This window comes from Marinomonas spartinae (assembly GCF_900089775.1).
Taxonomy (GTDB): Bacteria; Pseudomonadota; Gammaproteobacteria; order Pseudomonadales; family Marinomonadaceae; genus Marinomonas; species Marinomonas spartinae.
Genome location: NZ_FLOB01000001.1, coordinates 872,244 through 899,091 on the forward strand (window position 1 = coordinate 872,244; position 26,848 = coordinate 899,091).

Here is a 26,848-nt window from a genome sequence, read left to right on the forward strand (position 1 = left end):
GTACTCCTGTTTCTCTTAGTCCTTCCCTATATTATTCGCTCTTGCCTATACTGCTTGGTCGCCCGAACCAAGGAGAGACAGGGTCAGTAATATTAAATAGACTGTAGCGTTTGGCTAGCATCTGGCCACCATCACGAGTCAGCGGTTGCCATGGCAAGGTTCCTCTTTCTGTTGTTGGGTGAATAGACATTAAGTCAAACGGAATGGATATATAGAATCCTTTGGTAAAACTTCCTTCGCCATAGTCTTTTGCTGACATGGTTGTTTTAGCGGCGAAAGCTCCTACAATAATACCTGTTTTAAATTGTCTGGAGATATCCACCCTCGTACCAAAATCCTGCGCTAAGAACTGGCCTACATCAACACGAAAAAGTAGGTTGTCCATGGCTTTCCAGCGAGGTTCATAATACACGGAAAGGTGCCCAGTTGGTTTTTTTACCAATACTTTTGTGTTCTGTCCATAACCATGGATATTATTGTAAATACCGAATGTGGTGTTAGGGTCGCGCTGAGAGACAAGGTTCAAGTCAGCGCCAATCGCCCAGTTGGCATTTGGTTGACGGTATAATACTTCGCTACCTACCCCAGCAAACATGGTTTCAAGATAGCCTGCGTAAACTTGTTGGTACCAGTTGGAGTGGTATTTTTCAAACCAAGTGAGCTGAAGGTTACTGATAGAAGTGTCTTTATCCATATAAGCACGAACTAAACTTCGGACTCGGTAATTGTTCGTCCCATCGTTGAGCTTTAAAAAGTTAAATTTATCGTAATTGTTTAGCACATGGAAACTGAGTGAGCTAGACAGCTGTAGATGGGGATTAAACCAGTAAGAAGCGTAGCCATCTAAATCTAAACTGTATAAATAAAAGGTCTCTGGGCTACCAAAAGATTGCTCCAAATGAGGCCCAAAGCCATATTGAAAAGTGGATTGCCCATCGTATATGGGCTTGGTATTCAGTGTAGCCTTGTTGATTTTTGTTGGTTGGGTGGCGTCTTTTATATTGGCATTGATATAACTAACATTGGCAACTTTTTTATACTTATCTGCATTGATTTGCGTGTTAGTTAGAGGGATGCGCTGATCTTGCTCGATGACATCGTATTGTTTAATTTTCGTTGGCAAAGCATTGGCGAGTACGGCTGCCGCCCGCTCATGGGCCAGATTGCGGTCTCGATATTGTGTTTGATGGGCTACAACGGTGACCGTGTCACCATGATGATAAAATTCGCTATTCTGATAACCAGCAATTTTGGATAAGTCGTCGTCTAGTTTTTTCCAATTGACATCAGTAAGCTTAATTGGATGATTATTAGTGAGAGCAGGGACTGGAGTGGCTTTCCATATTGATGGCTGGTCATTAAAATTTGCGTGTAGATTAATTCCTAGCGTCAAGGTATTGCCGCGTTCATAGCTTAACTTGAGATTGGTAAAGTCGTTTACTGCGTAAACCGCACCGATATTCCAAGGAGTGCTTGGTGTCAGATTGGCATTGCCGTGCGTTTCTGCGTAATCTTGACGGTAGTTATTGCTATCGTATTCGAGTTTTAACCGAAGAGGCTCATAAGGGGTTTGGTACTCTATACCGCCAAACAGAGCTGTATCGCCATGGAAAAAACGCTTGTAGTCGATTTCTCCGCCATTTCCGCTATATTGATTGCTGCGTTGGCAGAGTCGATTGGATAGGGTGCAAAAAGGGTTTTTGATATTATTTCTTCTTCCCAAATATCCCCAACCTAGGCCAAGGGTAAAGTCGAATTGCCCGAAGCGATTGGTTGATAAGCGTTTAGTAGCGGCAATAAATTCGCCATCAAACAAGCCTGTACCGCCTATATCGCGAAACCCCAAAGAGGTTTCGGGTAGATATTGGCTTTCTTTTAGCAGTCTTAACTTAAGGTCGATGCCTTTATCTGTGTACTTTGTATTACCGCTAAATTGTGGGTCATTACTGTAAAGTGCATCGGATACTTGGGTGTAACGAATGGTGCTTTCTAGCCAAGGCATTAACTGTATTGACAAAGTGTAGAAGTTGTAGTTGTCATTATGTGAATAGCCTGCATTAAACTCACCATCCTTTGCCATTCGTCCGGTGGGCATTTGCATCAACCCCACGCCCCCAAAATCCATCTGGGTTGGTTTAAACGGTGGAAGCACGAAGGGGGGAGATAGTAGTGGTTGTTCCTCGTTACTGGCATGAACAAGGCTGGAACAAGCGATGAGAGAGATGAGGATAAATCGTGGGTACAACATTACTTCTCCAGGCGATTTTGCAAAAGGGTCACAATGTTTTGGTTAAGTTGTTCGGGGATTTCATTCGATGCTATGTAGATAATGGCCCCGGGGGCGAGATACGTTGGTTGCTTTTGTTGATGGATGTTTTGAATTTGATCAATGGTTTGATCCGGTTCGATGATCCAAATAGTTGTATTCATCGCGACATTATAAAAAGGGATGTCAGGTAAGTAGGCTTGCAAAGATGAGCCGTCTTGTAGTGCTAAGTTAATAGGGGTGGTGCTTTGAATCGCTCCATACACCTTAATATCATGGGGGCTTTCTGGGAGGTAGAGCCTAAACTGGCCCTTTAATAAAGGGTTTTTTTGGGGGAAGACTCTGACAATATCGTAGTCTAAAGAGAGTGTTTCCTTCTTGGCAAATGCAGTGTGCTTTAATTGAGAACGCATTTTTTCGGTCGAAAAGGTTTTAGCCATTGCAAGTTGATCCATTACGTTTTGTTTAAAACGCATAAAGTCTTGCTGCTGAGTTTCGTCTACTAATGCTGCCCCTAAGTAATAGGGATTGTAAGTTAGGGTGTGTAGGGCCTCGGCTAATACCATGGATAAACGTGGTGGTGTAGTATAGCGAAATGTTGTTGCTGTCTCCATCAAGGTGACTTGGTTGTTGCTTTTGGGGCTTTCCTCTTGGCTTTGATCTGCAAAAACGAAAGACGATAAGGTCAGTGCTAAGGCAAGGATAGAAAGTTTTACGGTATTTATAGTCGTTCGCAATTTGTCCACGGGCTAAGTCCCTTTTTTGTTTTTAAGGCTTAATCTTAATGTTGGTAAGGTTTGAGAAAGGTGATCTCTAGCTTGTTCATGTTAGGGCCAAGATATTGGATAGTTTTCACCACTTTATTGTGTTTATTTACCCAAAACTCGTTTTTAAATGAGACATTAAGTTTTGGGATGGTGACTGTTTCTTCAATATGGTGTGTTTTTTCTTGCCATAGCGGGGTGGTTAGTGTTTCGTAGCCTAGGTCTTTTTGTGTCACTTGGGCGATAAAGTTGTACCGAAAATTGGGTTGCCAATCGTAGGTTGCGTTCCATTCTTTTGGGGTAGTGTTGTAGGATAATTTTTCGGTGTTAGGCGTGTTGATGCTAAGACTGGCTAAGTTGTCTTTTTTGAACCCCAAGGTCTTAACAATACGTCCCTTCTCTGTGGTGATCATGACATTGTCTGTTGAAAGCCATGTTAATTGAGTATTATGACTTTTTTTATTCGTATCAGCAAAAGCGGCGACAACGAATGCCCTAGGGCCATTGTTCACTCTGAGGAAAATGCTTGCATAGGAGAGTTTTCGAATCTGTTCACTCGAGATTTGCGCATTAGTATTGGCATCCCAAGCGGCTTTCACGGTTGCTATATTGTCTCGAAATGCCTGGGCGCAACCAGTTAATAATAGGGGCAACACTAATAGCGTAGGTAATAGGTAGGCGATACTACGGTGGCTTGACCTATATCGATTCATATAAAGAGTAACTTCCTAGTCAATAAAAAAGACCTCACTGTTTAAGTCCGGTGCGCAAACTGCGAGGTCTATGGTTTCAGTGGAACACTATTAAAACGGGGTAGAAGCTATTGCCACTATGCCCTTAGTTCACTGTTCCAACTGTGCCTGATGTACCTGATGTGCCTGATGTTGCGTTATTGTTGTTGGTAGTTGTGGAAATGGCCACACCCAGAGTCGCCGCAGCGGCAATGCCACCGACAGTAGCTGCAGTTCCAATTCCAAGTGCCCCAGCAGTTGTGCCTGCTACACCACCGCCAACAGCACCGCCTGCGCCACCAACAGCACCGCCTGCGCCACCAGCAGCACCGCCTGCGCCACCACTACTAACTGAACCAGTGGCTGAGCCACCAGCATCTTGTGCGAACACTTGCCCCGTTGCACTCAGAGCAATGATCATTGCTAAAGTAAGTTTTTTCATAGGATTTCCTTATTAACTAACATCGATGTTGATATCTGCTTAAGTAAGCAAAATATCAAGAACCATTTTAGGGGAGATTTGATTACATTGTAAGCATCTAGCGTTATGTTCTTGGTAAAATTTTCTATTTTCGCTTTGCTTCTATTTGATTTGAGCGTTGCGTAATGTTTAAAGAGTATGGATAATACTGCGCGTTATGTACTTTATTTGCGCGTTGTATGCTTTATTTTCAGTGGGCCTAATTTCTAAATTGCTATGAGCAATATGGTCTTTCTCAGTGGACGATTGAATGAGTAAATGTTGAAGTATGGTCCTGAAAAAAATTCTATTAGTCGCCTTGCTGCCGATTGTCTTAACGGGTTGTGCTGTCCCTGGTTCCCAGCTTAGTGTCAGTGATAAGCATATTGTTAATGAAAACGGCGTTAAAACATCTGATAACTTGTCCGATTTAGTCAGTGTGTACCCTTTAACGGCACAAAGCATTGCTAAATTTCAACCCGTGTTACCCAAAGCCGAAGCTAACCCCATGCTGGGTTTAGCGCTCGCTAAATACGAGTACAAAGTCGGGCCAGGGGATGTACTGAATGTGACCGTTTGGAACCATCCTGAGCTAACGATTCCTGCAGGTTCCTACCGTAGTTCTGCCGAGTCCGGGAACTCAGTTCATTCGGATGGCTCCATTTTTTACCCTTTTATTGGTAAGGTTTTCGTTCAAGGTAAGACCGTCAGAGAAATTCGCCAAGAAATTACTCACAGACTGGCTAAATATATTGAAAAACCACAAGTCGACGTAAGAGTAGCGGCCTTTCGCTCTCAAAAAGTTTACGTCACTGGGGCAATAGACAAACCTAGTCAGCAACCTATAACTAATATCCCCCTAACCCTACTAGATGCGATTAACAATGCCGGTGGCTTGTCTAAAGATGCAGATTGGCGCCATGTGACCATTACCCATGATGGTAAAGAAGAAGCGGTGTCTCTTTACGCGCTAATGCAGCGTGGTGATCTTATGCAGAATCACTTGTTGCGTGCTGGGGATATTGTTCACGTGCCACGTAATGATTCGCAAAAAGTCTTTGTTATGGGAGATGTAAAAGACCCTAAGTTGTTGAAGATTGATCGTGCGGGGATGAGCTTAACCGAAGCCTTAAGTAGTGTGGGTGGCATTAATGAACTATCTGCTGATGCGACGGGAGTGTTTGTCATTCGTAGTACCAAGGGGAAATCAAAGGGCATTGCTGATATTTATCAGTTGAATATTAAAGATGCCGCTGCGCTAGTGATTGGGACTGAGTTTGAATTAAAACCCTATGATATCGTTTATGTCACGGCAGCTCCGATTGCTCGATGGAACCGTGTTATCAGTTTATTATTACCGACAATCAACGGCTATAATAGTGTGCCTTAACATATCTTTGATGCTTAATAAAAGGGTATAGCGCGTGTTTGATAAAATATTAGTGGTTTGTGTTGGGAATATCTGTCGTTCGCCCACTGGCGAGGCACTATTAAAACAGTTGATGCCAGACAAACTCATTTCTTCGGCGGGATTAGCTGTTGAAAAAAATGGTTTATCAGGCCATTCGGCGGACTCTATGGCACTGAGTGTGGCGAAAAAGCATGACTTGCTGTTCAGCGAACATAAAGCGAGACAGCTGACCCCATCTTTATGTCTAGAATCTGATTTAATTTTGGTAATGGAAAAACAGCATTTAGAGTGGTTGACTCAGTTATCTCCTGAGTCGCGGGGTAAGGCGATGTTATTTAGCCAATGGCTGGATCAGTCTGATATTGCTGACCCCTATCACAAAAGTGAAGTTTTTTTTGAGGAGACCTTTAAGGCTTTGTCTTTGTCTGCTAAAGCTTGGGCAAGAAAACTGTCCTCTTAACTTGCTGAGTATTTTTTATTAAACATTCATAACGTTCATTTTTCTGATAGCGCGTTATTAAAGAAAAGGTCTTCATTAATGAGTCTGCAGTCTATTTCGGGTACGACAAACAAAGAAAACGATGAGATTGATTTAACTAAGCTGCTTGGTTCTTTACTGGATGCCCGTTGGTTTATCCTCTTGATCACCTGCTTGTTTGTATCGGGTGGTGTGGCATTCGCTCTATTGTCTACACCCATTTATAAAGCCGATGCGTTGATTCAAGTTGAGAAAAAAGACTCTGGCGTGTCTTCTTTGCTGGGAGATTTGGGTGGACTAGCGGGATCATTAGATCGTGGTGACAAAGCTGAGGCAGAGATTGCCATTATTAAATCTCGAACCATTTTGAAGAAGACGGTTGAGAAACTGCATTTAAATATAGTAATGCACCCGATTTATTTTCCTATCGTTGGTAAAGGCATTGCACGACTTTCTCATCAACAGATTGAAGGAGAGGTGAGTCGCTTTGAAGTGCCATCAGATAAAGTTGGGGAGGCTTTTGAATTATCGGTACTTGATCCTGCTGGACGGACCTATGCCTTATCTTTCGATGGCAAGGTGATTTTATCTGGAGCTGTGGGTCAGCTGGTAAAACAGGGGCCGTATACAATCCGAGTGGATGCGTTGGATGCCCATAAGGGGGATCGCTTCACATTAACCAAAATCACTGACTTTTCTGCGATCGAGTCACTTGCGAGAGTGTTGTCTGTTAGTGAACGGGGGCAAAAAACGGGTATCTTGACCTTATCAATATCAGGTGAAAATAAAGCTCAACTGACTGATATTTTAAATGATATAAGCCAAAACTATTTTTTACAAAATGTCGATAGAAACTCCGAAGAGGCTGAGCAGAGTTTAGTGTTTTTGCGCAAACACTTACCAACGGTCAGAAAAAAACTTGATAATGCTGAAAATAAACTAAACGATTATCGCGAAAAGAATGATTCAATCGATTTAAGCTTAGAAGCGAAAGGTACCCTGCACTCTATGGTGGAGCTTGAATCGAAGCTTAATGACTTAACCTTTAAAGAAAATGAGATGAGTAAGCTGTATACAAAAGACTATCCAGCCTATAAATCTTTGCTACAAAATCGCGAAACCTTGCTAAAGGAAAAAGCCAAGTTAAATGATAAAATTCAGAAGATGCCACAAACACAGCGTGTGATTTTGAATATGAAACGTGATGTAGAGATCAATCAAGAAATCTATATTCGTCTATTAAATAAAATCCAAGAGTTGAGTGTGGTGAAGGCGGGCACCGTTGGCAATGTACGCATTCTAGATACGGCTCAAGCTTATCCTAATCCTATAAAACCTAAAAAATCTTTGATTGTTGTAGTGTCAATGATGCTGGGCTTGATGTTGTCTGTTGGTACCGTTTTAGTTCGCATGGCGTTGCATAAAGGGATACAAAGTGCTGAAGAAATTGAGACCTTAGGTTTGCCTGTGTATGCCAGTGTTCCTAAGTCTGAGGCGCAAGAGAAGTTATCTGATAAGCTTTTGTTTAAGCAGCAAAGAAAGCGCCTGACGAGCAAAGGGCTTCATGTGAAAGACATACTACTGGCTGAAGCGAACCCGACAGATTTATCAGTGGAAGCATTACGAGGTTTACGGACCAGTCTTCACTTTGCCATGCTGGAAGCGAAAAATAATATTGTCATGATTACAGGGCCTGCACCGAGTATCGGTAAGTCATTCATTTCTTCTAACTTTGCCGCTGTTGCGGCAAAAACAGGTCAAAAGGTCTTGCTTGTTGATGCGGATATGCGTAAGGGCTATTTGCATAAACAGTTTGGACTTACCAGTGAAAATGGATTATCGGACTTTTTAAGTGGTAAAAAGCAAGAACATGACGTGATTCGTGATACCGAAATAGAGAATTTGCATCTTGTTGTGAAAGGTCAAGTTCCACCTAACCCTTCGGAATTACTAATGCACCAGCGATTTAGGACATTTTGTGAATGGGCTTCAGCAAACTATGACCTTGTACTGATCGATACGCCGCCGATTCTTGCGGTAACCGATGCCAGTATTATAGGAGCTTTTGCCGGCACCACCTTAATGGTTGGCCGTTTTAACCAAAATACCTTGAAAGAAATTGAAGTATCTTATCGACGCTTTGAACAGGTTGGTGTGGATGTGAAAGGCTTTATTCTCAACGCGGTAGAGAAGAAAGCGGGTAATGGTTACGGTTACTATAATTACGAGTATAAGAGTGATAAAAGCTAGTATTGTATGTCGCGACTTTATGCCGACATTGTCGGGCTAAAGTCGCGACATACAAGCTTTCAATGGCTAAAGCCACCTACTAGTACTAGCGCTGGAAGTCATAAACCGAGCCCAGTTCTAGTATCTTCGTTAACTCATCCAGCGCGGTTCTGCTTTCGATCAGAAGTTGTGGATCTGCTAGGTCTTTTTCATTCAGTTCGTCTCGATAGTGTTTGTCTACCCAATTGTTTAATGTTTCAAACAATGTGCTTGTCATTAGGGTTGCGGGGTTTATTGCGTTTTGCTCTGCTTGGGTTAAGGCAATTCGTAGACGCAAGCACGCAGGGCCTCCGCCGTTGCTCATGCTTTGTTTTAAATCAAAGACTTTGACTTCTTTGATTGGTGATTGGTGACTACTTACTAATTCATTAAGATAAGCCCATACGGCCGAGTTGCTTTCACACTCTCCTGGGACAACTAATACCATGTCGTTTTCGTCATGGCTGAGTAATTGGCTGTTGAATAGATAGGATTGAATGCAGTCTTCTACCGAGACGGCGCTACTCGGTACTTCAATCAAATGAAATTTTGAGGCCCGATCTCCCCACGCGCTTAATAAATCCTGTTTCATTTTGGCGCTATCAAGAAAAGCTTCTTGGTGATAAAAGTGCGCGTTACGATTTCCTACAGCAATCACGTCGTTATGAAAAACCCCTGCATCTATCACATCTGGGTTTTGTTGGGCATAGACGACCTGGCTTGTGGTTAACCCGTTTTTATGCAAACCGTGCAGGCGAGCAATGGCTTGAGAGGCTTCTAAGGTATGGCGAGCAGGAAACTTAGCGGGTTTAGGTGCCGCCTGGTTAAAAGCTTCCATACCATAAACAAAAAACTCTATTCCTTGTTCGCCATAGTCATGGCAAAAACGAGTGTGGTTGGCGGCCCCTTCGTCGCCAAAATGATCCACACTTGGCAGAGCGGGGTGATGGACGAAATGTTGTTCGTTGTTAAAGGTGGCTTGTAAAATCGCCCCGGTGGTTTCGTGTTCGATAGACCGATGGAATTTATTCACTAAATTAGCTGGCGTAAAATGTACTTTTCCATCTTGTGTGTCGCCACTTGGGGAGACTGTCGCGGCATTGGCGGTCCACATACAGGACGCTGAGCTAACGGCAGCCAGTAGTTTAGGCACTTGTTTAGCGGCTTTTTCTAAAATAGCCGCATCGCTTCCGGTAAAGCCAAGCTTTCGCAAGGTGGAGATATGGGGGCGCTCATGGGGAGCGAGGACGCCCTGTAGGAAGCCCATATCCGCCAAGGCTTTCATTTTGATTAAACCCTGCTTTGCGGCGGCTTTTGGGTTGGATGGTTTGGCTGAATTGTTAAATGAGGCGATATTGCCAAAAGACAGGCCGCTGTAATTGTGGGTTGGGCCCACTAAACCATCAAAATTTGCTTCTGTCGCCTTATTCATCATGACCTCAAAAAAGTCGTTATTAGCGGTGTTGAATGATTACGGGGTGTCATCATTCATTGTTTAAAAACCTATTATTTAGAGAACCCTTGTTTTAAAGGGTGATACCAAAAGCGAGTTTTTCCGGCATCGCTAGACTATCTGCCTCTATGCTCGCAACAGGGTACGCGCAATAGTCTGCTGCGTAGTAAGCACTTGCTCTGTGGTTGCCACTGGCACCTGTTCCACCAAATGGGGCATTACTGGATGCGCCGGTGGTTTGGCGATTCCAATTGATGATGCCTGCTCGACTATGTTGTAGGAACCACTCATATTCGCTTTTATCATCAGACAAAATGCCAGCAGACAAGCCAAATTGTGTGTTATTGGCAATAACCATGGCGTCGTCTAATGAGTCATAACGGATGACCGTGAGTAACGGACCAAAGTATTCTTGATCCGGTAGCGTGTCTTGTATGTTGGTGGCGTCAATAATACCCGGTGTGACAAACCCTGTGTGGCTATCTCCTCGTGTCATGTCAAGCAAGGATACGGCCCCGAGCTTGATTAACTGGTTATAGGCTTGCATCAAATCATCCGCCGCTTGTGCCGAGACAATGGGGCCCATAAAGGGTTGCTGTTCTGCATCGTAACGGTCGATCAGTAGGGCTTTGGTGGCAGTGATCAATTGTTCAAGAATGGCATCGCCAGTGTTACCTTTTGGTAGTAAAAGTCGTCGCGCACAGGTGCAGCGTTGTCCCGCTGAAATAAAGGCGGATTGGAGTATTTCATGCACCGCAGCACGTTGGTCGCTGATTTTGTCTGAAACAAGTAGGGAGTTATTGCCACCCATCTCAAGGGCTAATATTTTTCCCGGATGACCCGCAAAGCCTTTATGAAGAATATGGCCGACTTGTGGGCTACCTGTGAAAAATAAACCATCGATCCCTGAATGATTGGCTAATGCTACCCCTGTATCACGTTCCCCTTGGACAAGGTTGAGAACTCCTGCTGGTAAGCCGGCTTTTTCCCAGAGCTGAACAATCAGATCCGATGTGGCTGGTGCTTGTTCGCTCGGCTTGAAAACGATGGTATTACCGGCAATGAGGGCAGGGACAATGTGACCATTAGGTAGGTGCCCTGGAAAGTTGTAAGGACCAAATACTGCGACCACACCATGGGGGCGATGCCGCAAACGGGCCGTCGCTCCTGGCATGGAGGTGGTTTTCTCGCCAGTACGTTCCTCATAAGCTTGCTTAGAGATAGCCACTTTACCGACCATTGCTGCAGCTTCGGTTCGGGTTTCCCAAATGGGTTTGCCCGTTTCACGGCTAATCAACGTCGCGATGTCTTCACTGTGTGTTTTTACCAGACTGGCAAACGTATCGATGATGGCTAGACGTTCACTTATAGGACGATTTGCCCAAGCAGGGAATACGTGACGAGCCGCCTTGATGGCATCATTAATCTGGTTGGTTGTTGCGCTATGGGCTTCCCATACGAGGCTCGCATCGGCGGGGTCAATTGAGCGTAATAAAGCCCCTTCGCCTTTCGTCCATTGTCCGTTGATGTAATGTGCTTGTTTCATAGGAGTGGCTCCTTGATGTAAAAAATGTCTCATTGTATTGTTATTGGTCAATTTGTTTTTGCAGTGGCTAATAGCCGCCATGTGGTGATAACTCAACCACGCGGACTGGATCTTTTGGTTCGACCAATAAATGCTTTGCTTCCTCTTCGGTTAATACGATACCGCCATGGGGTGGTGTGGGGCGCTGGATTAAAATGCAGCGGTAGTCTGCTAACTTGACATTGGCAACCAAGTAATACGTGCCCGTTCCTGCTTCTTTTACCTCGCCAATGGTTGCAAGATACAAACGGCTATCACGTACGGCACGAATATCACGAACTCGGGCCTCCAATGTTGGGCCACCATCAAAAATATCCACATAGTTTTCGTAGCGAAAACCTTCTTGTTCGAGTAAATGACGAGCGGGCACGGTATTTTTATGGACTTTACCCAGTACGTTACGGGCTTCTGGTGTGAGCAAGTTCACATAGACTGGGTTGTTTGGCATCAGCTCAGCAATAAATTGCTTGCTGCCAAGAGCGGTGAGTTCGTCAGCCCGCTCAAAATCGATAGAGAAAAAATGACGGCCAAGGCTTTCCCACAGAGGTGACACCCCATTTTCATCGCAAATGCCACGCATCTCAGCGAAAATTTTGTCAGTAAAGCGTTCCGAAAATTGGGCCAAGAACATAAATCGAGACTTAGACAGCAGCTGACCATTTTTGGAATGTCGATAGTCTTCTTCTAAAAATAAGGTACAGATTTCGCTAAATCCGGTGAAATCATTATTGAGAACTAAGGTTGGCATAATGTTATGCACTCCCAGTTCTCTCGACGAATGTGTAATGGTGCCTAAGTGATAACTGTAGAAAGGTTCGTCTAAGCCTACCGCGCCTAATAACCCCGTCGTTCCCACAATGTCACCTGTGTCCGTGTCTTCGAGCACCATGAGGTAGTCTTCATCATTTGGTTTATCAATGACGTCTTTGTTGAATGAGCCTGTTGCTTTGTCAATTTTACGCTGCAAACTTTCTTCATCAGCAATTAATGAGGTAAATCCTATGCCTGTTTTTTCGGCTAAACGATAGAGTGACTTTAGGTCATCTTGATGAATGGGACGTATCACCATCATAATAGAAAATCCTCTGAAATAGTGTGTCTTAGTTGTGACTTGCTAGGCTTTTGGTCTAATAAATTTGTATGGATCATTTCTCAATCATTCTGTTAATTTTTACAATGCAACCCATTGAATGCGGCTGCCTGACGAAATGCTGAGCCTTTCTTGTGTCTTTTTATCAATAGCAAGCCCTGCTACTTGCGGCTCAGCGGCTGCAATAGTGACTCGGAAGTCTTCTAGATGTCCTGCGCTGATTAAATACAAGTCGCCTTTTAGTGTATTTGGCTGGGTCAATGCTTTGCCCATACGCTGTTGACTAATGGTGGTTAGGTTTTCAGTTCGCGCCTCTAGTGTTGGACCTGCGTCAAAAATATCCACATATCCTCGGAAGGCAAAGCCTTCTTCTAACAAAACATCCGTGCTTTTTTCTGACTCTTCATGTAACACACCGATGACTTCTTGTGCACTTTCAGGCAAGGTCGGTACATAAATAGGGTAGCGAGGCATTAAATCGGCAATAAAATGTTTGTTGCTTACTCCTGAAAGATAGTCGGCTTTTTTAAAGTCCATGGTGAAGAAATGTTTCCCAAGGGCATCCCAAAAAGGCGAATAGCCATTGCGGTCGCTTTCGCCCCGCAGTTCGACGAAGAGTCGTTTGGTAAAACGCTCTGGATGCCGGGCTAAAAAGAGTAGGCGAGAGCGAGATAAAAGAGACAGTGCTTCACGGTTTTGGTGGGCTTTATCAACAATCAGAGACATTAAACGACTGGTGCCACTGTAATCGTGACAAAGAAATAATGCCGAAATACGATTATGAATTTGTAACTGTGGGGAGGCGTGTACTACTTCGTCTATACGATAACTATAAAAAGGGGTCTCGATGCCGACCATCGCTTCCATACCACAGGTACCCACAATCTCATCCGTGGTGGTGTCGATCAGTACAAATAAATAGGACTCATCCCCCGGCTGTACCACATCTGTTTGTAAGGAACGACGTGATGAGGCGATTTTGTCGTTGAGGCGTTCGCGATTGGCCGGAAAATTTGTCATGCCAATGCCGGCTTCTGTTGCCATGCGTTCTAAGGCGGGAAGGTCTCCAAAATCGACAGGACGAACAAGATACATACAACACCTTCTGATACAGCAGCACTAGATTACTTTATGTTAAGGTCTAGCAAAGATTAAACGAGAGAGAGTTATTATTCCTTATGTTAGATAAGTTAAATAGATATAAAGTTTTTAAATAGCGACATGATGTTGTGGTAAATGGTATTTTTAGGTCGATATTTAATAATAAATGGGAGATAGGTGTATGAAGTTTGGTGTCTGTCGTCACTACAAAGGGGCGGAATATTGGGTCGAGCGGGTGGTAAAACACAGCGAAACAGAAGAAGAGTTGGTTGTCTATCAGGCCTTATATGGCGAGTTTGGTTGGTGGGCCCGTCCGTTGAGTATGTTTGTAGAAAGCGTGGAAATTAATGGCGAAAGCATTCCACGTTTTGAATGGCTTCGTGCTGAGCGATAACAAAGCGCGTTTCCCTTTGGCATGGCAAAAAAGCGTGTGATGCATTTGCTATTCTCGGTGCATCCAAGGTGAGTTTCGCATCAGTTCAATGATCTTTTCTCGCAGCCAGCGATGAGCTAGGTCGTTATGAAAGTGCTCATGCCAAAAAATATGGATTGGGTGCCGCCCTTTAAACTCATCCAGTTCAAGTATTTTCTCTGGTATTGGTAAGAGTCTGATGGGATGAAAATGTTTATTGGCGTTCATAAGGTTTAGGCATAATTCGCCGACTGAACGCGTTGTGACCAGAGCCATGCCTTGTTTTACGGCACGTAAAGCAGCCATTAAACTATCTGTTTCTAGGTGCGTTTTAACGTTGTAACCCTGCTGTCTGAGTTTTGGTTCGATGCTTTCATATGAGTGGCCTTTATAGGGTTTCATATGATGGGTGACGACTCTATGCTGGATTAGATCGTCGAATGTTGGTTGATCCACCCTATATAAAGGATGTCCATCGCTGATGATGATGCAAGTTTCCATGTAGCCGACGAGTTTGCTTCGTACGGAACTGGGCGTGTGTTTAATGTGCATGATGCCTAAATCGACTTTACCATCAATAATGGGTTCCAAATAAGAGTCGTTCCAAGCGTTGATACTCATTTGAATCTCAGGGGCTTCTTGTTGAAGGTAGCTCAGCAGAGGTTCGATGAATATCTCTAAGTCCCCTTCGTCAATCATTAACCTAAAGCGTCGATCCAGTTTCGATAAGTCAAGCTGGGATGGCAGTATGAGCTCTTGGAGCGAGCGAATGATAGGGTATATCAAGTCTGCCAGCTCATTTGCTCGTGCAGTTGGCATTAAGCCATAGGCTTGGCGAATAAACAGTTGGTCGTGGAAAATATCCCGAAGGCGTTGCAGATTTTTACTGAGAGCCGGTTGAGTCATATTGAGCTCTTCTGCTGCTTTAGATACGCTGCCTTTTTCTAAAATGGTGACAAACGCGATAAGGAGTTTGATGTCGAGTTTTGCTATTTCTGATGTGTTCATAATTTTCTTACTCTTAATGGTCAGAGCTGAGTTGCCCTGACCATATGTATGACTTGTATTTTTGTCGTGCTTATTTATGTTATTCCTTGCTTCCCTCGAATTCGCTACGTTTACGATAGGTTACTTTAAACATTAGTGAATAAAAAATAGGTACCGCAATCAAGGTCAATACGGTGGCAAAGCCAAGGCCAAAGGAGATGACCACCGCCATACTTTTAAAGAAGTCATCGAATAACAGAGGCACCATTCCAAGTATCGTTGTAACTGCCGCCATACAAACTGGACGAACACGGCTGACAGCCGAGATGAAGATAGATTCATATAATTCAGTGCCTTGGTTTATTTCGTAATTGATTTGATCGGCTAACACAATACCATTTTTGACGACCATGCCAGACAAGCTTAAGAAACCAAGCAGGGCCATGAAGCTAAAAGGCGCGTTCATCACTAATAAGCCTGTCGATACTCCGATTAGTGCTAAAGGAACGCAGAACCAGATGGTTAATGGCACTCGTACGGAATTAAACAGCAAGACGGTTATAATAAACATAAAGAGATATCCCATGGGAAGTGCTTTAAAGATGTTCTTTTGGGCGTCTCGACTACTTTCATACTCGCCACCCCAGTCTAGGGAATAGCCAGTGGGTAATTTTAGGGCTTCCACTGGACCTCGGATACGAGAGAAGATAGACATGGCTGTTTCGCCACCTAAAATATTAGGGTCGGCCATCACGGTAATGGTTCTTTTACGGTTACGACGCTCGATAATGGGGTCTTCCCATACGGTTTCAAAGCCCGAAACGACCGTTGACAGGGTGACATAGGCACCGGATGACGGGCTGTAAATTTGCAGATCCCGTATCTGATCAATGGAACGTCGCTCATTTTTAGGCGCTTTTTGCATAATGGGCAGCAAATCTGTGCCCTCTCGATACAAGCCAATCCGCGAACCAGAAAAGTTAGTGAGTAGTACTTTATCCAAATCGTTTTTGGAAATCCCTAAACGACGAGCTTGTGCGTTATCAAAAATAGGGCGTAATACTTTTACTGGTTGGCGCCAGTCATCTTTAATGCTCTCTAGCCCTCCATCTTTACGGTAAATATTTTTGATTTTTTCGCTGATCTGACGTAGTACCTTAGGATCTGGTCCACTGATGCGAGCTTCAATTTTTGCCTCCTTCGAGGGAGCTAACTGGAGTCGTTGCAGTTTGACTTCTAACTCTGGGTATTCATCATGCATTTTTTTATGCAACTCGGCTAATAATGCCGGGATGTCTTCCCGTGTTTTAGTACGAATAATAAATTGCGCATAGCTACTATTTTCTTGTTTAGCCGTATAGGTCAGCATAAATCGTAAGGCACCTTGACCTGTAGTGGTTGCCACATAATCAATGCGTTTATCCTTTCTTAAGGAGGCCTCTATTTCCCGTACTTTGGCATAGGTATTATCAATATGTGTCCCTTCTGGCATTTGAATATCCATAAAGAACATAGGGGTTGTGGAGGGAGGAAAAAAGGACTGTTTAACAAACTGGAATGCCCAGCCTGCTACTAATAGAAAGAGAACTAACGTAATCACTGCCACCCAGCGAAAATGCATGGCTTTATCCAATAGCCATTTATAAGCATCGAAGATGATGCCTTTGTATGGATCTTCTGCTGCAGCGTCGGTTCCTGCTGTGCGACTTTCTGTGAAGAAGAGGTCGCAAAAGAATGGAGTTAGGGTAATGGCAGTGATCCAGCTTAGTAGCAGAGATATTAGTAATACATAGAACAAAGAACCGACAAATTCACCGACTGCGTCTGGCGACAAGCCGATCGGTGCAAAGGCTGTAATGGCGATCACAGTAGCGCCCAGTAGGGGCCATTTTGTTTGCTTGACTACCGCACTGGCGGCTTCAAGTTTCGTCATTCCTCGCTTGAGTCCAATGAGCACGCCTTCGGTTACGACGATGGCGTTATCTACCAGCATTCCTAGTGCAATAATTAACCCACCTAGAGAGATCCTCTGTAAGTTGATTTTGAAATAGTCCATGACAATAAAGGTGCCAAGGATGGTTAGGAGTAGAATGAGGCCGATTAAAATACCAGAGCGAACGCCCATAAAAATCAATAGAACCAGAATAACGATAGCGACGGCTTCTACGAGGTTAAGTAAAAAGTTAGAAACTGAGTGCTTCACTTCTTTCGACTGAAAGTAGATAGGGTCCAAATGGATTCCCACTGGTTGTTGGTATTTTAATTCATCGAGACGTTTTTCTAACCGTTCACCTACATCCACAACATTCACGTTCGCCGCGAATGAAATACCGAGTAGCAAAGACGGTGCCCCATTGAAGTCAACAATTTGCTTCTTAGGAGTAACGTATTCCCGTTTAATGGTCGCGATGTCACTCAAGCGGATCAGTTTGCCATCAATTGGTTTGCCAACAATCAGGTTTTCAAGTTCACTAATGTCCTTGAATTCCCCCGTTGGGCTAATGCGGATATATTCACTGCCTACTTTGACACGGCCAGCATTAGAGACGATATTTTGATTGGTCAAGAGGTTTTCAAGTTGGCTTGGGGCAATGCCCATGTTTGCCATTTTGGCTCGTGATATTTCAATGGTGACTTGTTCCTTTTGATCACCAGCGATGGTCACTTTCGCGACGCCATCCACAAGCACTAATTCACGCTTGATATAATCAACATAATTTTTCAGGTCTTTATAGTTATAGCCGCTGCCATGAACGGCTAGCATCACGCCGTATACGTCACCAAAATCGTCTAACACCATTGGTGAACTGACCCCCTTGGGAAAGCTTCCTGAGAGATCGCGAATTTTTTTACGTACTTCGTCCCAAATTTGTTTGAGCTCTTTGGCACGATACTGATCTTTTATGGTTAATTGAACCTTGGAATAACCTGCCTTAGAAGTAGAGGTGATTTTATCCACATAAGGTAGTGTCTGCAGTTCTTGCTCAATGGGATAGGTAACTTCTTCTTCCACTTGTTCTGGTGAGGCACCAGGGTAGGTGGTGATAATTAAGGCGTCCTTGATAGTAAATTCAGGGTCTTCTAATTGTCCAAGATTAGTGAATGCAATGGTGCCACCAATCAACAGGATGAGCGTCACCATCCAGCTAGTGACTTTTTTCTCTATGAAGTAGGCTGCAATGTTCATTATAGACCTCGCTCACGGACCAAAGGTCTGACTTTCATATCGGGTGTTAGGTCATTCACTCCAGCGACTACGATTTGTTCTTTTGGCTTTAATCCGGAAGTGATTTCTATTTTGTTGCCTTGTAATTTGCCTAATGTCACTTTTCTCGCTTCGAGAGATTGCTTATCTTGGTGATAAACCCAAACGATACTGTCTGCGTTACCTGTTTGAGTATTTTCATGGCGTAGCACGGCTTCGACGGGGACGACAATGTGACTGACTGTGCCGTTTAGTTTGTTAAGATCCAATTCCACATTAGCCGTCATACCGGGTAATAGGGTCTGTGAATTGTTGCCATTGCGTAATAAATGCAAGGTGACATCGTAAGCCATGGTGGAGGTGTCTGGTTGAGTTTTATGCTCTTTGTAGGCTCCTTTAAACACGGTATGAGGGGGCGTATCTAAAATAACCGTTGGCTGATAGCCTGTTCGTGTGGATTTAATACCAGTGACTAAATTTTCAGGTACTTGAAATTGCACATCTAAATTGTCGATATTTTGGATGTGTAAGATGGTTTGTGTGGCATTCACATACTGAAAGTTTTTGGTTGAAGTTGAACTAATGACACCATCAAATGGCGCATACAATTTAGTGTAACTTAATTGGTTTTTCGCCGTTTCCAGCGCGTTGTTAGCTTGTGCAAGATTTGCTTTGATTTCATCAAATTGAGATTTGCTGGTGGCATTGCGTTTAAGCATGGTTTGAATACGGTTAAACTGGACTTGCGCCAATTGTTGATTAGCTTTGGCTAATTCTACTTTTAGCTTATAGTCTTTGGGGTCTAATGCGGCCAGTAATTCGCCTTTTTTAACTCGTTGACCTGCAACTACATTGATGGAGGTGAGCTGTCCCCCAACCCGAAAAGCTAAGTTTGCTTCTTCACTTGCTTTTAACTCAGCGGGAAAGCGGCGAATATTCACCACTTGGCTTGAATCGATCGTCATAAGTTTGACAGGCTGAATAACGTTCTGCGTCATTGATTCTTGATCTTTTTGATCAGAGCAAGCGGTTAATATAACCGTCGTGGCCAGCAGGATGCTAAGAACGCATAGTTTATTGCGTTGGTGCGTCATACATTTCTCCGTAAAGACATAATAAGATCTAAGCGCATTATTGCTAATAATTAAGGTCAATCGCCAAGATATTGTAATAAATAAGGTTGTTAGATGCTTGTATTTTATATCTCTTGTCTATCATTATGAATTTTTAAATATATATTAAAGATATGCCAAAATGAGTATATCTGGTGGGGTGGATGCAAAAATGGACTGTTGACTCAGTCAATAAGATACATAGATGGGCCTTTGGAGCTAAAGAAGAGCATTAACGTGTTTTATCTAATTCTTCTAAAAAAGTTTCTAGCACTAGGTTAGCACGGGCCCCTTTACGGGTAATGGCAGAGAAGCGCGTCACGTATTGACACGCTTGAGGTAAGATGGCTCTCATGCGGCCGTCGATACGTTCATTGCCGGTCCAACGCTCTGCTACATGATCTGGTAAGAAGCCAATGTAGCGGCCAGTCAGAATCAAAAAAGCAATGCCTTCTCGGTCGGTCGCGGTCGCGCTGGCTTTTAGAGGCTGGTGTTGGGTTTTAATCTCTGGTGTTTGGGCATAGGCAGGCAATACGGCATCGTACTCTTTCAGCACATCGACACTGATATCACGGTCTGCTTGCTTAAATAGTGGATGGGTATTACTGCAATAAAGTTGGGAGGTTTCTTCGTATAAATCCCGATAGTCTAATCCACTTAGAATTTTTAAATTAGGGACAATGCCGACATGCAGCTTACCATCGAGCACACCGCGTTCCACATCGGTCGGTGGGATCATGCGAATATTAATGGCTACCTGTGGGCCTTTATCTTTCAATGCGGCAAGCGAGTGAGTAATTCGAGTATAGGGGAGTGTGACTAGGTTGTCGGTAATGCCAATATTAAGTTCACCTTGCAAATGCTGGTGGAGGGCGTTGATCTGAGTACGAAAATTCTCTAAAGAAGATAAGAGTTGTAGGGTGTGCTCATAGACTTGGCTGCCTTCATTAGTTAATGAAAATCCAGAGCGTCCGCGTTGACATAGGCGAAAGCCAAGCCGTGTCTCTAAATCCGACATGGCAATACTAATGGCTGCTCGACTGATATTTAAATCGACCTCTGCCGCTGAGAAACCACCACATTCCACCACTGTTTTAAAGATCCGCAAAATACGTAAGTCGGCGTCACTTACTTGTCCTTGCAGTTTACTCATGGTGGCGAAGGCCTCAGGTTAGTTAAGTAAAGCCTTATCTAAGGGGCGATAAGTTCAATTTTTTAATCTAAGTCTCTTGGTATAGTAATGTCAATATTAGGGCGGCTTATCTTTATTTATCCGTCGTTGTGACATCCATATGAGACGAACTATTTGGAGTATTCCTGGAAACCATAGGGCTTTTGATTGGAGGCAAGCCATCTCAGGAATCCTCCTGAATCGGTTTATCTATGATCCCGCATTTAAAATGGTCGTGCATTTGTCGCGGCCATTTTTTTATGTTTGATATAGGATGGAGAGAGGAATTCTACTATTCAAAAAATCGGTGGTATAGTGCCTAGAGGAACGCTTATTTTCAGCTAAAAGCGTTGTCTGTAAAAGTAGGCTATTAAAAGAGCTGGTTGAGTGACTATGGATAAGAATAATCAGACCCCTTTTGTGGTACTGGCGAGAACCCTCATACTGTGTGCGGCTTTTTTATTGACCAGCTGTGCCTCTGTGTCTCCGCATGCCGATGAGGTTGCCGCTAAGGATCCCTTACGAATTTATGTGAGTGGTAACAAAGCCTATTTATCCGGTATTCTTGGCAGAGACCTAACCAGTCAACTAAAAAATATGATACGCAAGCACCCCAATGTGACGGACTTGGTTCTGGTCGATGTCCCTGGTACGGATGACGAAGAAGCCGTCATCGAAAGTGCCCGCCTGATTCGCTCCATTGGTTTAAACACTCATATTGCTCGAACTGGTTATGTGCTCTCCGGTGGTGTGGATTTGTTTTTAGGTGGGGTAAAAAGAACCATTGGAGCAGGTGCTGGTGTGGGGGTGCATACGTGGATTGATGAATCGGGTAAATTGCCTAAAAATAACGATGTGAGTGATTCCATCAATGCGACCTACATCAATTTTTACTTGTCCATGGGAGTTCCCGAACGTTTTTATTGGTTTTCTCTAAAAGCGGCACCAGCGGATCGGGTGTATTTTCTATCCCCAGAAGAAATGTACGATTACAAACTGATTACCGAATAAGCTATGCTTTCTTACGATAGAAGTTGATTTTTGATAAACATAGATGGAGGGGAGATGGAACAGATTGAGCTTTTTACCATTGATAGCCCCTGCCGTGGTATTTGTGTGAACAGTGCTAAAGGATTTTGTAAGGGCTGTTTGCGTAGCCGTGAAGAACGCTTTGAATGGTTTTCTTTATCGAATGAGGCACGATATATTATTTTGGAACGCTGTAAACAGCGTCGTCAGCGTTTACTTCGAGCCCGAGAAGAGCGGCTTAATCAGCATTCTGAAAAAGCCTTACCCTATGGAATGGACGAAGAGGTCATTGTGGATCAGGAGAGTGAAAGTCTAGCCGAAGCTGAGTTATTTGAGTTAACGCAAGAGTCTTTTTATTAACTCCGTTTTTTGCTTAACCTACCCTTAGCGATCAAAAATCGCATCAAGTGCCTCCGATAGCCGGTCTACGCCAATTACCTTCATCCCTTCAATGGGTTTCTTAGGACAGTTAGCCCGAGGAACAACCGCTTTGGTAAAGCCATGTTTGGCCGCTTCACTGATACGCTCTTGCCCTGACGGAACGGGACGAATTTCACCGGACAAGCCTACTTCACCAAGAACGACCAAATCATGGGGTAATATCTGATCTCGAAAGCTTGATACCACGGCTGCAATGGCTGCTAAGTCGGCACTGGTTTCTAATACCTTAACGCCGCCGACGACGTTTAAATAGACATCTTGATCAGCCGTCAGTAATCCTCCATGTTTGTGGAGGACGGCCAGTAGCATCGCCAGACGATTATGATCAAACCCTACAGTGACGCGTCGAGGATTACCCAGAGCAGAGTCATCCACTAAGGCTTGCAGCTCAACGAGTAATGGACGAGTGCCTTCCCAAACGACCATCACCAGACTACCTGCAGCGGGGTGGTTGCTGCGATTTAAGAAGATAGAGCTTGGATTTTTGACTTCTCGTAAGCCGTTTTCCAGCATGGCAAATACACCGAGTTCATTAATTGCGCCAAAGCGGTTTTTCATGCCTCGTAAGGTGCGAAAGCGAGAGTCTTCTGACCCTTCTAATAAAACAGAACAATCTACCATATGCTCAAGCACTTTTGGGCCGGCCAATGAGCCATCTTTAGTAACGTGTCCAACGAGTAATACCGCTGTTTGGGTTTGTTTGGCAAATCGGGTGAGTACGGCGGCACTTTCACGTACTTGGGAGACGCTGCCTGGAGCAGATTCCACGCCATCCAAATGCATGACTTGAATGGAGTCAATGACTATGACTTTAGGTTTAACTTGTTGTGCGATGGTTAGGATGCTTTCAACATTGGTTTCAGAAAGCATTTTTAGGTTTTTGGTTGGCAAACCTAGCCGCTGAGCACGCATAGCTACTTGCTGTAAGGATTCTTCCCCCGTGATATAAAGGGCGCTTTGTTGTTGTGCCAGCCAACACATGGTTTGTAGTAACAGGGTACTTTTCCCAGCGCCTGGATGACCGCCAATTAGTACTACACCACCAGGAACGAGCCCACCGCCGAGTACCCGATCAAACTCGCTTGCCCCTGAGCTAAAGCGAGGTACATCCCCTAAATCGACCTCGGATAGATCTTGAATGCCCGTAATAGATCCGGCATACCCTTGATAGCGAGGGTCTTGACTGGCAGAAACACGGGCAGATGTCTTGCCAGAGGTGAGTTTGATTTCTGACAAGGAATTCCACGCGCCGCAGGCTTGGCATTGTCCCTGCCATTTTGCGTAGTCTGCGCCACATTCGTTACATACAAAGGCTGTTTTTGCTTTGGCCATAATGGGTCTTCTGTCTTAAAAAATATCATGGCCTTAAAAAGGCCATGATCGAGGGATGACATATTTAGTTTACTTTGGGTAATAGCCTATACTAGCCCAAATCTAAATCCTTATTCCCTTTCCATTGAATGGAGTACAGATCCAAACGTCGATCTTTCAGGTTGTTTACTGACCCTTCGCTGCGGGTTTGTTTGAGTTTGTCCAAGTCCAAATCAGAGAACATCAGCATTTCGGTATTCGGGGTGGTTTCCGCCATGACCGCATCGTGTGGATAGGAGAAGTCGGATGGGGAAAAAACCGCCCCTTGGGAGTATTGCACATCCAGATTTTCGACTTGTGGCAAATTGCCGCAGCTACCGCAAATCACCACATAACATTCGTTTTCAATGGCACGGGCTTGAGCACAATTACGCACACGTAGATAACCGTTTTTGGTATCCGTCCAAAAGGGCACAAACAAAATATCCATGTCTTGCTCAGCCAGTAAGCGGCCCAATTCTGGGAACTCCACATCATAACAAATCAAAATGCCGATACGTCCTGCATCGGTTTCAAATACGCGTAGTTCGTTGTCTCCTTGGATGACCCAATCGCGGCGCTCGTGAGGCGTAATGTGGATTTTACCTTGTTCTTCAATGGTGCCATCTCGACGGCACAAGTAGCTCACATTGTATAAATCATCCTCTTCAACCACTGGCATGGAGCCGGTGATGATATTGATGTTGTAGCTGACCGCCATTTGCGACATTTCTGTGACAAACAGCTCGGTAAAGCTTGCCAGAAAGCGTACCGCTTCGGTCTGATTGGTTTGATCTGGACTTAACCCCATTAATGGCGCATTGAAAAACTCGGGGAAAAGGGCGAAATCACTTTTATAGCTCGACAACGCATCGATGAAATACTCTACTTGTTTGAGTAGCTCTTCAACATTTGCTACTTCACGCATTTGCCATTGTACCGCGCCAATACGAACTTGGGTTTTGCGAGAGTTAATGACGGTTGTTTCTGGTTCGTAGAAGATGTTTTTCCATTCGAGTAGTGTTGCATACCCTTCCGATTTCTCATCTTCAGGCAGGTAACTTTTTAATAAACGCGTTACCTGAAAATCGTTGGAGAGTTGGAAGGATAAAATCGGGTCGTAAATTTTACGATCACTGACCGCTTCCAAATATTCAGCGGGGGTCATTTCATCAGAATGTTCGTGATAGGTCGGGATACGACCACCAGCAAGGATCGCACGTAAATTATGTTGGCGGCACAGCTCTTTACGTGCCTCGTATAAACGACGTCCTAGTCGGAAGCCACGATACTCTGGGTGAATTAACACATCCAAACCGTACATGGCATCGCCGTTACGGTCATTGAGAATAGTCTCTTTTTTACCGATAAGGTCTTCATAGGTATGGGGGTTACTAAAACGCTGATAGCTGACTTGAACTGAAAGCGCGATACCAACGATATCCCCATGGTCTTCAAGACAAATTTGTCCTTCTGGGAAGTCGTTAATGAGTTTGCTAATGGTGTGCTCAGACCAAGCGCCCCCAATGTCGTTATAGACTTGGTCCATCAATTCTTTTACTTGTTGGTAATCCGTGTGTTCTATATTACGGATTTTTAAATGCATATCTTCAAGCATAATGACCTCTATGGTGTCTTTTGGACAAGTCTTACTGTTATGTGGGTGAATGTCACTTTATAAAGCGTCAATTCTGCTTTTATTCCCCAAAAAAGAAAACCCCGCTAAGGCGAGGTTTTGTATGATCAGTAACAAATCAGCTAAAAGAGTACATGGCAGAGTGTGTTAATTTTTGGCGAATTCAGGGTAAGCTTCCATACCACATTCTGACAAATCAACACCTTCGTATTCTTCTTCTTCAGAGACGCGAACTCCCATGACGGCTTTGATAATCAGCCATACAATCAAACTAGTGACAAACACCCAGACAAAGATTGTCACCGCACCTGCGATTTGACCAAAGAAAGTTGTGCCAGTGTTTGTTAGCGGTACAGCTAATAGACCCCAAAGACCCACTACACCGTGAACAGAGATGGCGCCCACTGGGTCGTCTATTTTCAGTTTGTCTAGTGTCAGGATGGCAATAACGACTAACAGACCGCCGACAACACCGATAAGTGTGGCACCAATAGCGGAAGGTGTTGAAGGCTCAGCCGTGATGGCTACCAAGCCAGCTAATGCGCCGTTTAGCAACATTGTCAAATCCGCTTTTCCAAACAAAATACGAGCAAGCAGTAAAGCGGCAACAGCACCACCTGCGGCAGCAGCATTGGTATTTAAGAATACCATAGCGACGGAGTTAGCGCTGGCGATATCACCTAGCTTCAGAACAGAACCGCCATTGAAACCGAACCAGCCCATCCAAAGGATAAAGGTGCCTAATGTTGCCAGTGGTAGATTGGCACCAGGGATGGCACGAACTTCGCCATTTGGACCGTATTTTCCTTTACGAGAGCCCAGCACAAGCACACCAGCCAGTGCTGCAGAGGCGCCCGCTAAATGGACGATACCAGAGCCTGCAAAGTCAGAGAAACCAAGATCACCGAGGCTATACATACCGAATACAGAGCCTCCACCCCATGTCCAGTTACCTTCCATTGGGTAGATAAAGCCTGTCATTACAACAGCAAATACGAGGAAAGACCAAAGCTTCATACGTTCTGCAACGGCACCAGATACAATGGACATAGCGGTGGCCACAAACACAACTTGGAAGAAAAAGTCAGACGCGTTGGCATAGACTGAGCTACCATCAAAGCCCGCTTTGGCGGATTCAGCAAGAACAGTACTGACCAATGTATCGGCGCTGCTGGCGCCATCTAACTGAATGCCAGATAAGAACCAAGTACCATCGTACATAATAGCGTAACCACAGATCATATACATGATACAGGCAATGGCGTATAAGGCGACGTTTTTGGTAAGGATTTCTGTGGTGTTTTTAGAGCGGACAAGGCCCGCTTCTAGCATGGCAAACCCCGCTGCCATCCACATAACCAAAGCACCCATTACAAGGAAGTAAAAGGTATCCATGGCATATTGTAATTCGAAAATATTGTTTTGCATGTTTCGCCCCCCTAAAGGCTTATAAGAGTCGATCGTGGATCAGACTGCGTCTTCGCCAGTCTCGCCTGTACGAATACGTACGGCCTGTTCAAGGTTAACGATAAAGATTTTACCGTCGCCGATTTTGCCGGTATTGGCAGCATTTGAAATGGCTTCTACTACTTGGTCTTTCATGTCGTCGGCTATGGCAAGCTCGATTTTTACTTTCGGTAGAAAGTCCACAACATACTCTGCACCACGATAAAGTTCGGTGTGGCCTTTTTGACGTCCGAACCCTTTTACTTCTGTCACGGTGATACCTTGTACTCCGATTTCAGAAAGGGCTTCTCGAACATCATCGAGTTTGAATGGCTTGATGATGGCAGTGATAAGCTTCATGTCCACATATCTCCTTTAAAAAGTCTGGCTTTGTGTCGTCTAGCAGGTAAGTCTCTCTATTCAATATGCGTGCCATAAATGGAATTAGTTAG

The 26,848-nt window shown here is 44.2% G+C and carries 22 protein-coding genes; 6 read left to right on the forward strand and 16 right to left on the reverse strand.

The genetic code is table 11. The annotated features are described in order from the left end of the window. Positions 1 to 31: 31 nt before the first annotated feature. The 4 genes from MSP8886_RS03970 to MSP8886_RS03985 form a co-directional block, all read right to left on the reverse strand. Positions 32 to 2,248, reverse strand: a complete 2,217-nt coding sequence (locus tag MSP8886_RS03970) for a YjbH domain-containing protein (RefSeq protein ID WP_067012856.1) — start codon at positions 2,246 to 2,248, stop codon at positions 32 to 34. After that, the gene (locus tag MSP8886_RS03975) at positions 2,248 to 3,012 is read right to left on the reverse strand and encodes a capsule biosynthesis GfcC D2 domain-containing protein (protein ID WP_067012857.1); all 765 of its coding nucleotides are present in this window, start codon (positions 3,010 to 3,012) and stop codon (positions 2,248 to 2,250) included. The genes MSP8886_RS03970 and MSP8886_RS03975 overlap by 1 nt, the downstream gene beginning before the upstream one ends. A gap of 35 nt (positions 3,013 to 3,047) precedes the next feature. After that, a complete protein-coding gene (locus MSP8886_RS03980) occupies positions 3,048 to 3,743 on the reverse strand; it encodes a YjbF family lipoprotein (protein ID WP_067012859.1) in 696 nt (231 codons plus the stop codon). A gap of 124 nt (positions 3,744 to 3,867) precedes the next feature. Beyond that, a complete protein-coding gene (locus MSP8886_RS03985; RefSeq protein WP_067012861.1) occupies positions 3,868 to 4,203 on the reverse strand; it encodes a hypothetical protein in 336 nt (111 codons plus the stop codon). Positions 4,204 to 4,510: 307 nt separating this feature from the next. Here MSP8886_RS03985 and MSP8886_RS03990 point away from each other — a divergent pair, with 307 nt between their 5' ends. The 3 genes from MSP8886_RS03990 (at position 4,511) to MSP8886_RS04000 (ending at position 8,360) form a co-directional block, all read left to right on the forward strand. Next, positions 4,511 to 5,611, forward strand: a complete 1,101-nt coding sequence (locus MSP8886_RS03990) for a polysaccharide export protein (protein ID WP_067012863.1) — start codon at positions 4,511 to 4,513, stop codon at positions 5,609 to 5,611. Between the two features lie 34 nt (positions 5,612 to 5,645). Continuing rightward, positions 5,646 to 6,092 (forward strand): arsenate reductase/protein-tyrosine-phosphatase family protein, encoded by a 447-nt coding sequence (locus tag MSP8886_RS03995; RefSeq protein WP_067012868.1) that lies wholly within the window; start codon positions 5,646 to 5,648, stop codon positions 6,090 to 6,092. Between the two features lie 78 nt (positions 6,093 to 6,170). Beyond that, positions 6,171 to 8,360: a polysaccharide biosynthesis tyrosine autokinase gene (locus MSP8886_RS04000; RefSeq protein ID WP_067012870.1), complete on the forward strand. Its 2,190-nt coding sequence runs from the start codon at positions 6,171 to 6,173 to the stop codon at positions 8,358 to 8,360. An 85-nt stretch (positions 8,361 to 8,445) separates the two neighbouring features. Here the strand turns inward: MSP8886_RS04000 and astB are convergent, their stop codons facing one another. The 4 genes from astB to MSP8886_RS04020 form a co-directional block, all read right to left on the reverse strand. Beyond that, positions 8,446 to 9,810, reverse strand: a complete 1,365-nt coding sequence (astB, locus tag MSP8886_RS04005; protein ID WP_067012872.1) for an N-succinylarginine dihydrolase — start codon at positions 9,808 to 9,810, stop codon at positions 8,446 to 8,448. A gap of 94 nt (positions 9,811 to 9,904) precedes the next feature. Then, on the reverse strand, positions 9,905 to 11,377 hold the full coding sequence (gene astD, locus MSP8886_RS04010) for a succinylglutamate-semialdehyde dehydrogenase (RefSeq protein WP_067012874.1): 1,473 nt from the start codon (positions 11,375 to 11,377) through the stop codon (positions 9,905 to 9,907). A gap of 67 nt (positions 11,378 to 11,444) precedes the next feature. After that, on the reverse strand, positions 11,445 to 12,488 hold the full coding sequence (gene astA, locus MSP8886_RS04015) for an arginine N-succinyltransferase (protein ID WP_067012875.1): 1,044 nt from the start codon (positions 12,486 to 12,488) through the stop codon (positions 11,445 to 11,447). 99 nt (positions 12,489 to 12,587) lie between these two features. Beyond that, positions 12,588 to 13,601 (reverse strand): arginine N-succinyltransferase, encoded by a 1,014-nt coding sequence (locus MSP8886_RS04020; protein WP_067012877.1) that lies wholly within the window; start codon positions 13,599 to 13,601, stop codon positions 12,588 to 12,590. A gap of 187 nt (positions 13,602 to 13,788) precedes the next feature. Here MSP8886_RS04020 and MSP8886_RS04025 point away from each other — a divergent pair, with 187 nt between their 5' ends. Next, the gene (locus MSP8886_RS04025) at positions 13,789 to 14,001 is read left to right on the forward strand and encodes a DUF1653 domain-containing protein (RefSeq protein WP_067012879.1); all 213 of its coding nucleotides are present in this window, start codon (positions 13,789 to 13,791) and stop codon (positions 13,999 to 14,001) included. A gap of 48 nt (positions 14,002 to 14,049) precedes the next feature. Here MSP8886_RS04025 and MSP8886_RS04030 read toward each other — a convergent pair whose 3' ends face one another. From MSP8886_RS04030 to MSP8886_RS04045, 4 genes are all read right to left on the reverse strand, one after another. Beyond that, positions 14,050 to 15,027: a LysR family transcriptional regulator gene (locus tag MSP8886_RS04030; protein ID WP_067012882.1), complete on the reverse strand. Its 978-nt coding sequence runs from the start codon at positions 15,025 to 15,027 to the stop codon at positions 14,050 to 14,052. A 79-nt stretch (positions 15,028 to 15,106) separates the two neighbouring features. Then, complete coding sequence (locus tag MSP8886_RS04035) at positions 15,107 to 18,193, reverse strand: efflux RND transporter permease subunit (protein WP_067012884.1); 3,087 nt, start codon at positions 18,191 to 18,193, stop codon at positions 15,107 to 15,109. Continuing rightward, positions 18,193 to 19,305, reverse strand: coding sequence for an efflux RND transporter periplasmic adaptor subunit (locus MSP8886_RS04040; RefSeq protein ID WP_067012886.1), 1,113 nt, complete (start codon positions 19,303 to 19,305; stop codon positions 18,193 to 18,195). Before MSP8886_RS04040 ends, MSP8886_RS04035 begins: the two co-directional genes overlap by 1 nt. Before the next feature lie 250 nt (positions 19,306 to 19,555). After that, the gene (locus MSP8886_RS04045; protein ID WP_067012888.1) at positions 19,556 to 20,476 is read right to left on the reverse strand and encodes a LysR family transcriptional regulator; all 921 of its coding nucleotides are present in this window, start codon (positions 20,474 to 20,476) and stop codon (positions 19,556 to 19,558) included. A gap of 411 nt (positions 20,477 to 20,887) precedes the next feature. On the opposite strand from MSP8886_RS04045, the gene MSP8886_RS04050 reads away from it, so the two are divergent. Together MSP8886_RS04050 and MSP8886_RS04055 are read left to right on the forward strand one after the other, a co-directional pair. Continuing rightward, positions 20,888 to 21,505 (forward strand): COG3904 family protein, encoded by a 618-nt coding sequence (locus MSP8886_RS04050; RefSeq protein WP_067012891.1) that lies wholly within the window; start codon positions 20,888 to 20,890, stop codon positions 21,503 to 21,505. 54 nt (positions 21,506 to 21,559) lie between these two features. Further along, the gene (locus MSP8886_RS04055; RefSeq protein WP_083200783.1) at positions 21,560 to 21,883 is read left to right on the forward strand and encodes a DUF1289 domain-containing protein; all 324 of its coding nucleotides are present in this window, start codon (positions 21,560 to 21,562) and stop codon (positions 21,881 to 21,883) included. 24 nt (positions 21,884 to 21,907) lie between these two features. Here the strand turns inward: MSP8886_RS04055 and radA are convergent, their stop codons facing one another. The 4 genes from radA to glnK form a co-directional block, all read right to left on the reverse strand. Next, positions 21,908 to 23,296, reverse strand: coding sequence for a DNA repair protein RadA (gene radA, locus MSP8886_RS04060; RefSeq protein WP_067012893.1), 1,389 nt, complete (start codon positions 23,294 to 23,296; stop codon positions 21,908 to 21,910). Between the two features lie 91 nt (positions 23,297 to 23,387). Further along, positions 23,388 to 24,935 (reverse strand): bifunctional GNAT family N-acetyltransferase/carbon-nitrogen hydrolase family protein, encoded by a 1,548-nt coding sequence (locus tag MSP8886_RS04065; RefSeq protein ID WP_139063081.1) that lies wholly within the window; start codon positions 24,933 to 24,935, stop codon positions 23,388 to 23,390. A 162-nt stretch (positions 24,936 to 25,097) separates the two neighbouring features. Then, the gene (locus MSP8886_RS04070; RefSeq protein WP_067012895.1) at positions 25,098 to 26,378 is read right to left on the reverse strand and encodes an ammonium transporter AmtB; all 1,281 of its coding nucleotides are present in this window, start codon (positions 26,376 to 26,378) and stop codon (positions 25,098 to 25,100) included. A 39-nt stretch (positions 26,379 to 26,417) separates the two neighbouring features. Further along, the gene (glnK, locus tag MSP8886_RS04075) at positions 26,418 to 26,756 is read right to left on the reverse strand and encodes a P-II family nitrogen regulator (protein ID WP_067012896.1); all 339 of its coding nucleotides are present in this window, start codon (positions 26,754 to 26,756) and stop codon (positions 26,418 to 26,420) included. Between the last annotated feature and the right edge of the window lie 92 nt (positions 26,757 to 26,848).

Coding starts and splice junctions, on each gene's coding strand:
- MSP8886_RS03970 (WP_067012856.1), bottom strand. CDS start 2,248: ATGTTGTACCCACGATTTATCCTCATCTCTCTCATCGCTTGTTCCAGC.
- MSP8886_RS03980 (WP_067012859.1), bottom strand. CDS start 3,743: ATGAATCGATATAGGTCAAGCCACCGTAGTATCGCCTACCTATTACCT.
- MSP8886_RS03985 (WP_067012861.1), bottom strand. CDS start 4,203: ATGAAAAAACTTACTTTAGCAATGATCATTGCTCTGAGTGCAACGGGG.
- MSP8886_RS03990 (WP_067012863.1), top strand. CDS start 4,511: ATGGTCCTGAAAAAAATTCTATTAGTCGCCTTGCTGCCGATTGTCTTA.
- MSP8886_RS04000 (WP_067012870.1), top strand. CDS start 6,171: ATGAGTCTGCAGTCTATTTCGGGTACGACAAACAAAGAAAACGATGAG.
- astB (WP_067012872.1), bottom strand. CDS start 9,810: ATGAATAAGGCGACAGAAGCAAATTTTGATGGTTTAGTGGGCCCAACC.
- astD (WP_067012874.1), bottom strand. CDS start 11,377: ATGAAACAAGCACATTACATCAACGGACAATGGACGAAAGGCGAAGGG.
- astA (WP_067012875.1), bottom strand. CDS start 12,488: ATGATGGTGATACGTCCCATTCATCAAGATGACCTAAAGTCACTCTAT.
- MSP8886_RS04020 (WP_067012877.1), bottom strand. CDS start 13,601: ATGTATCTTGTTCGTCCTGTCGATTTTGGAGACCTTCCCGCCTTAGAA.
- MSP8886_RS04025 (WP_067012879.1), top strand. CDS start 13,789: ATGAAGTTTGGTGTCTGTCGTCACTACAAAGGGGCGGAATATTGGGTC.
- MSP8886_RS04030 (WP_067012882.1), bottom strand. CDS start 15,027: ATGAACACATCAGAAATAGCAAAACTCGACATCAAACTCCTTATCGCG.
- MSP8886_RS04035 (WP_067012884.1), bottom strand. CDS start 18,193: ATGAACATTGCAGCCTACTTCATAGAGAAAAAAGTCACTAGCTGGATG.
- MSP8886_RS04040 (WP_067012886.1), bottom strand. CDS start 19,305: ATGACGCACCAACGCAATAAACTATGCGTTCTTAGCATCCTGCTGGCC.
- MSP8886_RS04045 (WP_067012888.1), bottom strand. CDS start 20,476: ATGAGTAAACTGCAAGGACAAGTAAGTGACGCCGACTTACGTATTTTG.
- MSP8886_RS04050 (WP_067012891.1), top strand. CDS start 20,888: ATGGATAAGAATAATCAGACCCCTTTTGTGGTACTGGCGAGAACCCTC.
- MSP8886_RS04055 (WP_083200783.1), top strand. CDS start 21,560: ATGGAACAGATTGAGCTTTTTACCATTGATAGCCCCTGCCGTGGTATT.
- radA (WP_067012893.1), bottom strand. CDS start 23,296: ATGGCCAAAGCAAAAACAGCCTTTGTATGTAACGAATGTGGCGCAGAC.
- MSP8886_RS04070 (WP_067012895.1), bottom strand. CDS start 26,378: ATGCAAAACAATATTTTCGAATTACAATATGCCATGGATACCTTTTAC.
- glnK (WP_067012896.1), bottom strand. CDS start 26,756: ATGAAGCTTATCACTGCCATCATCAAGCCATTCAAACTCGATGATGTT.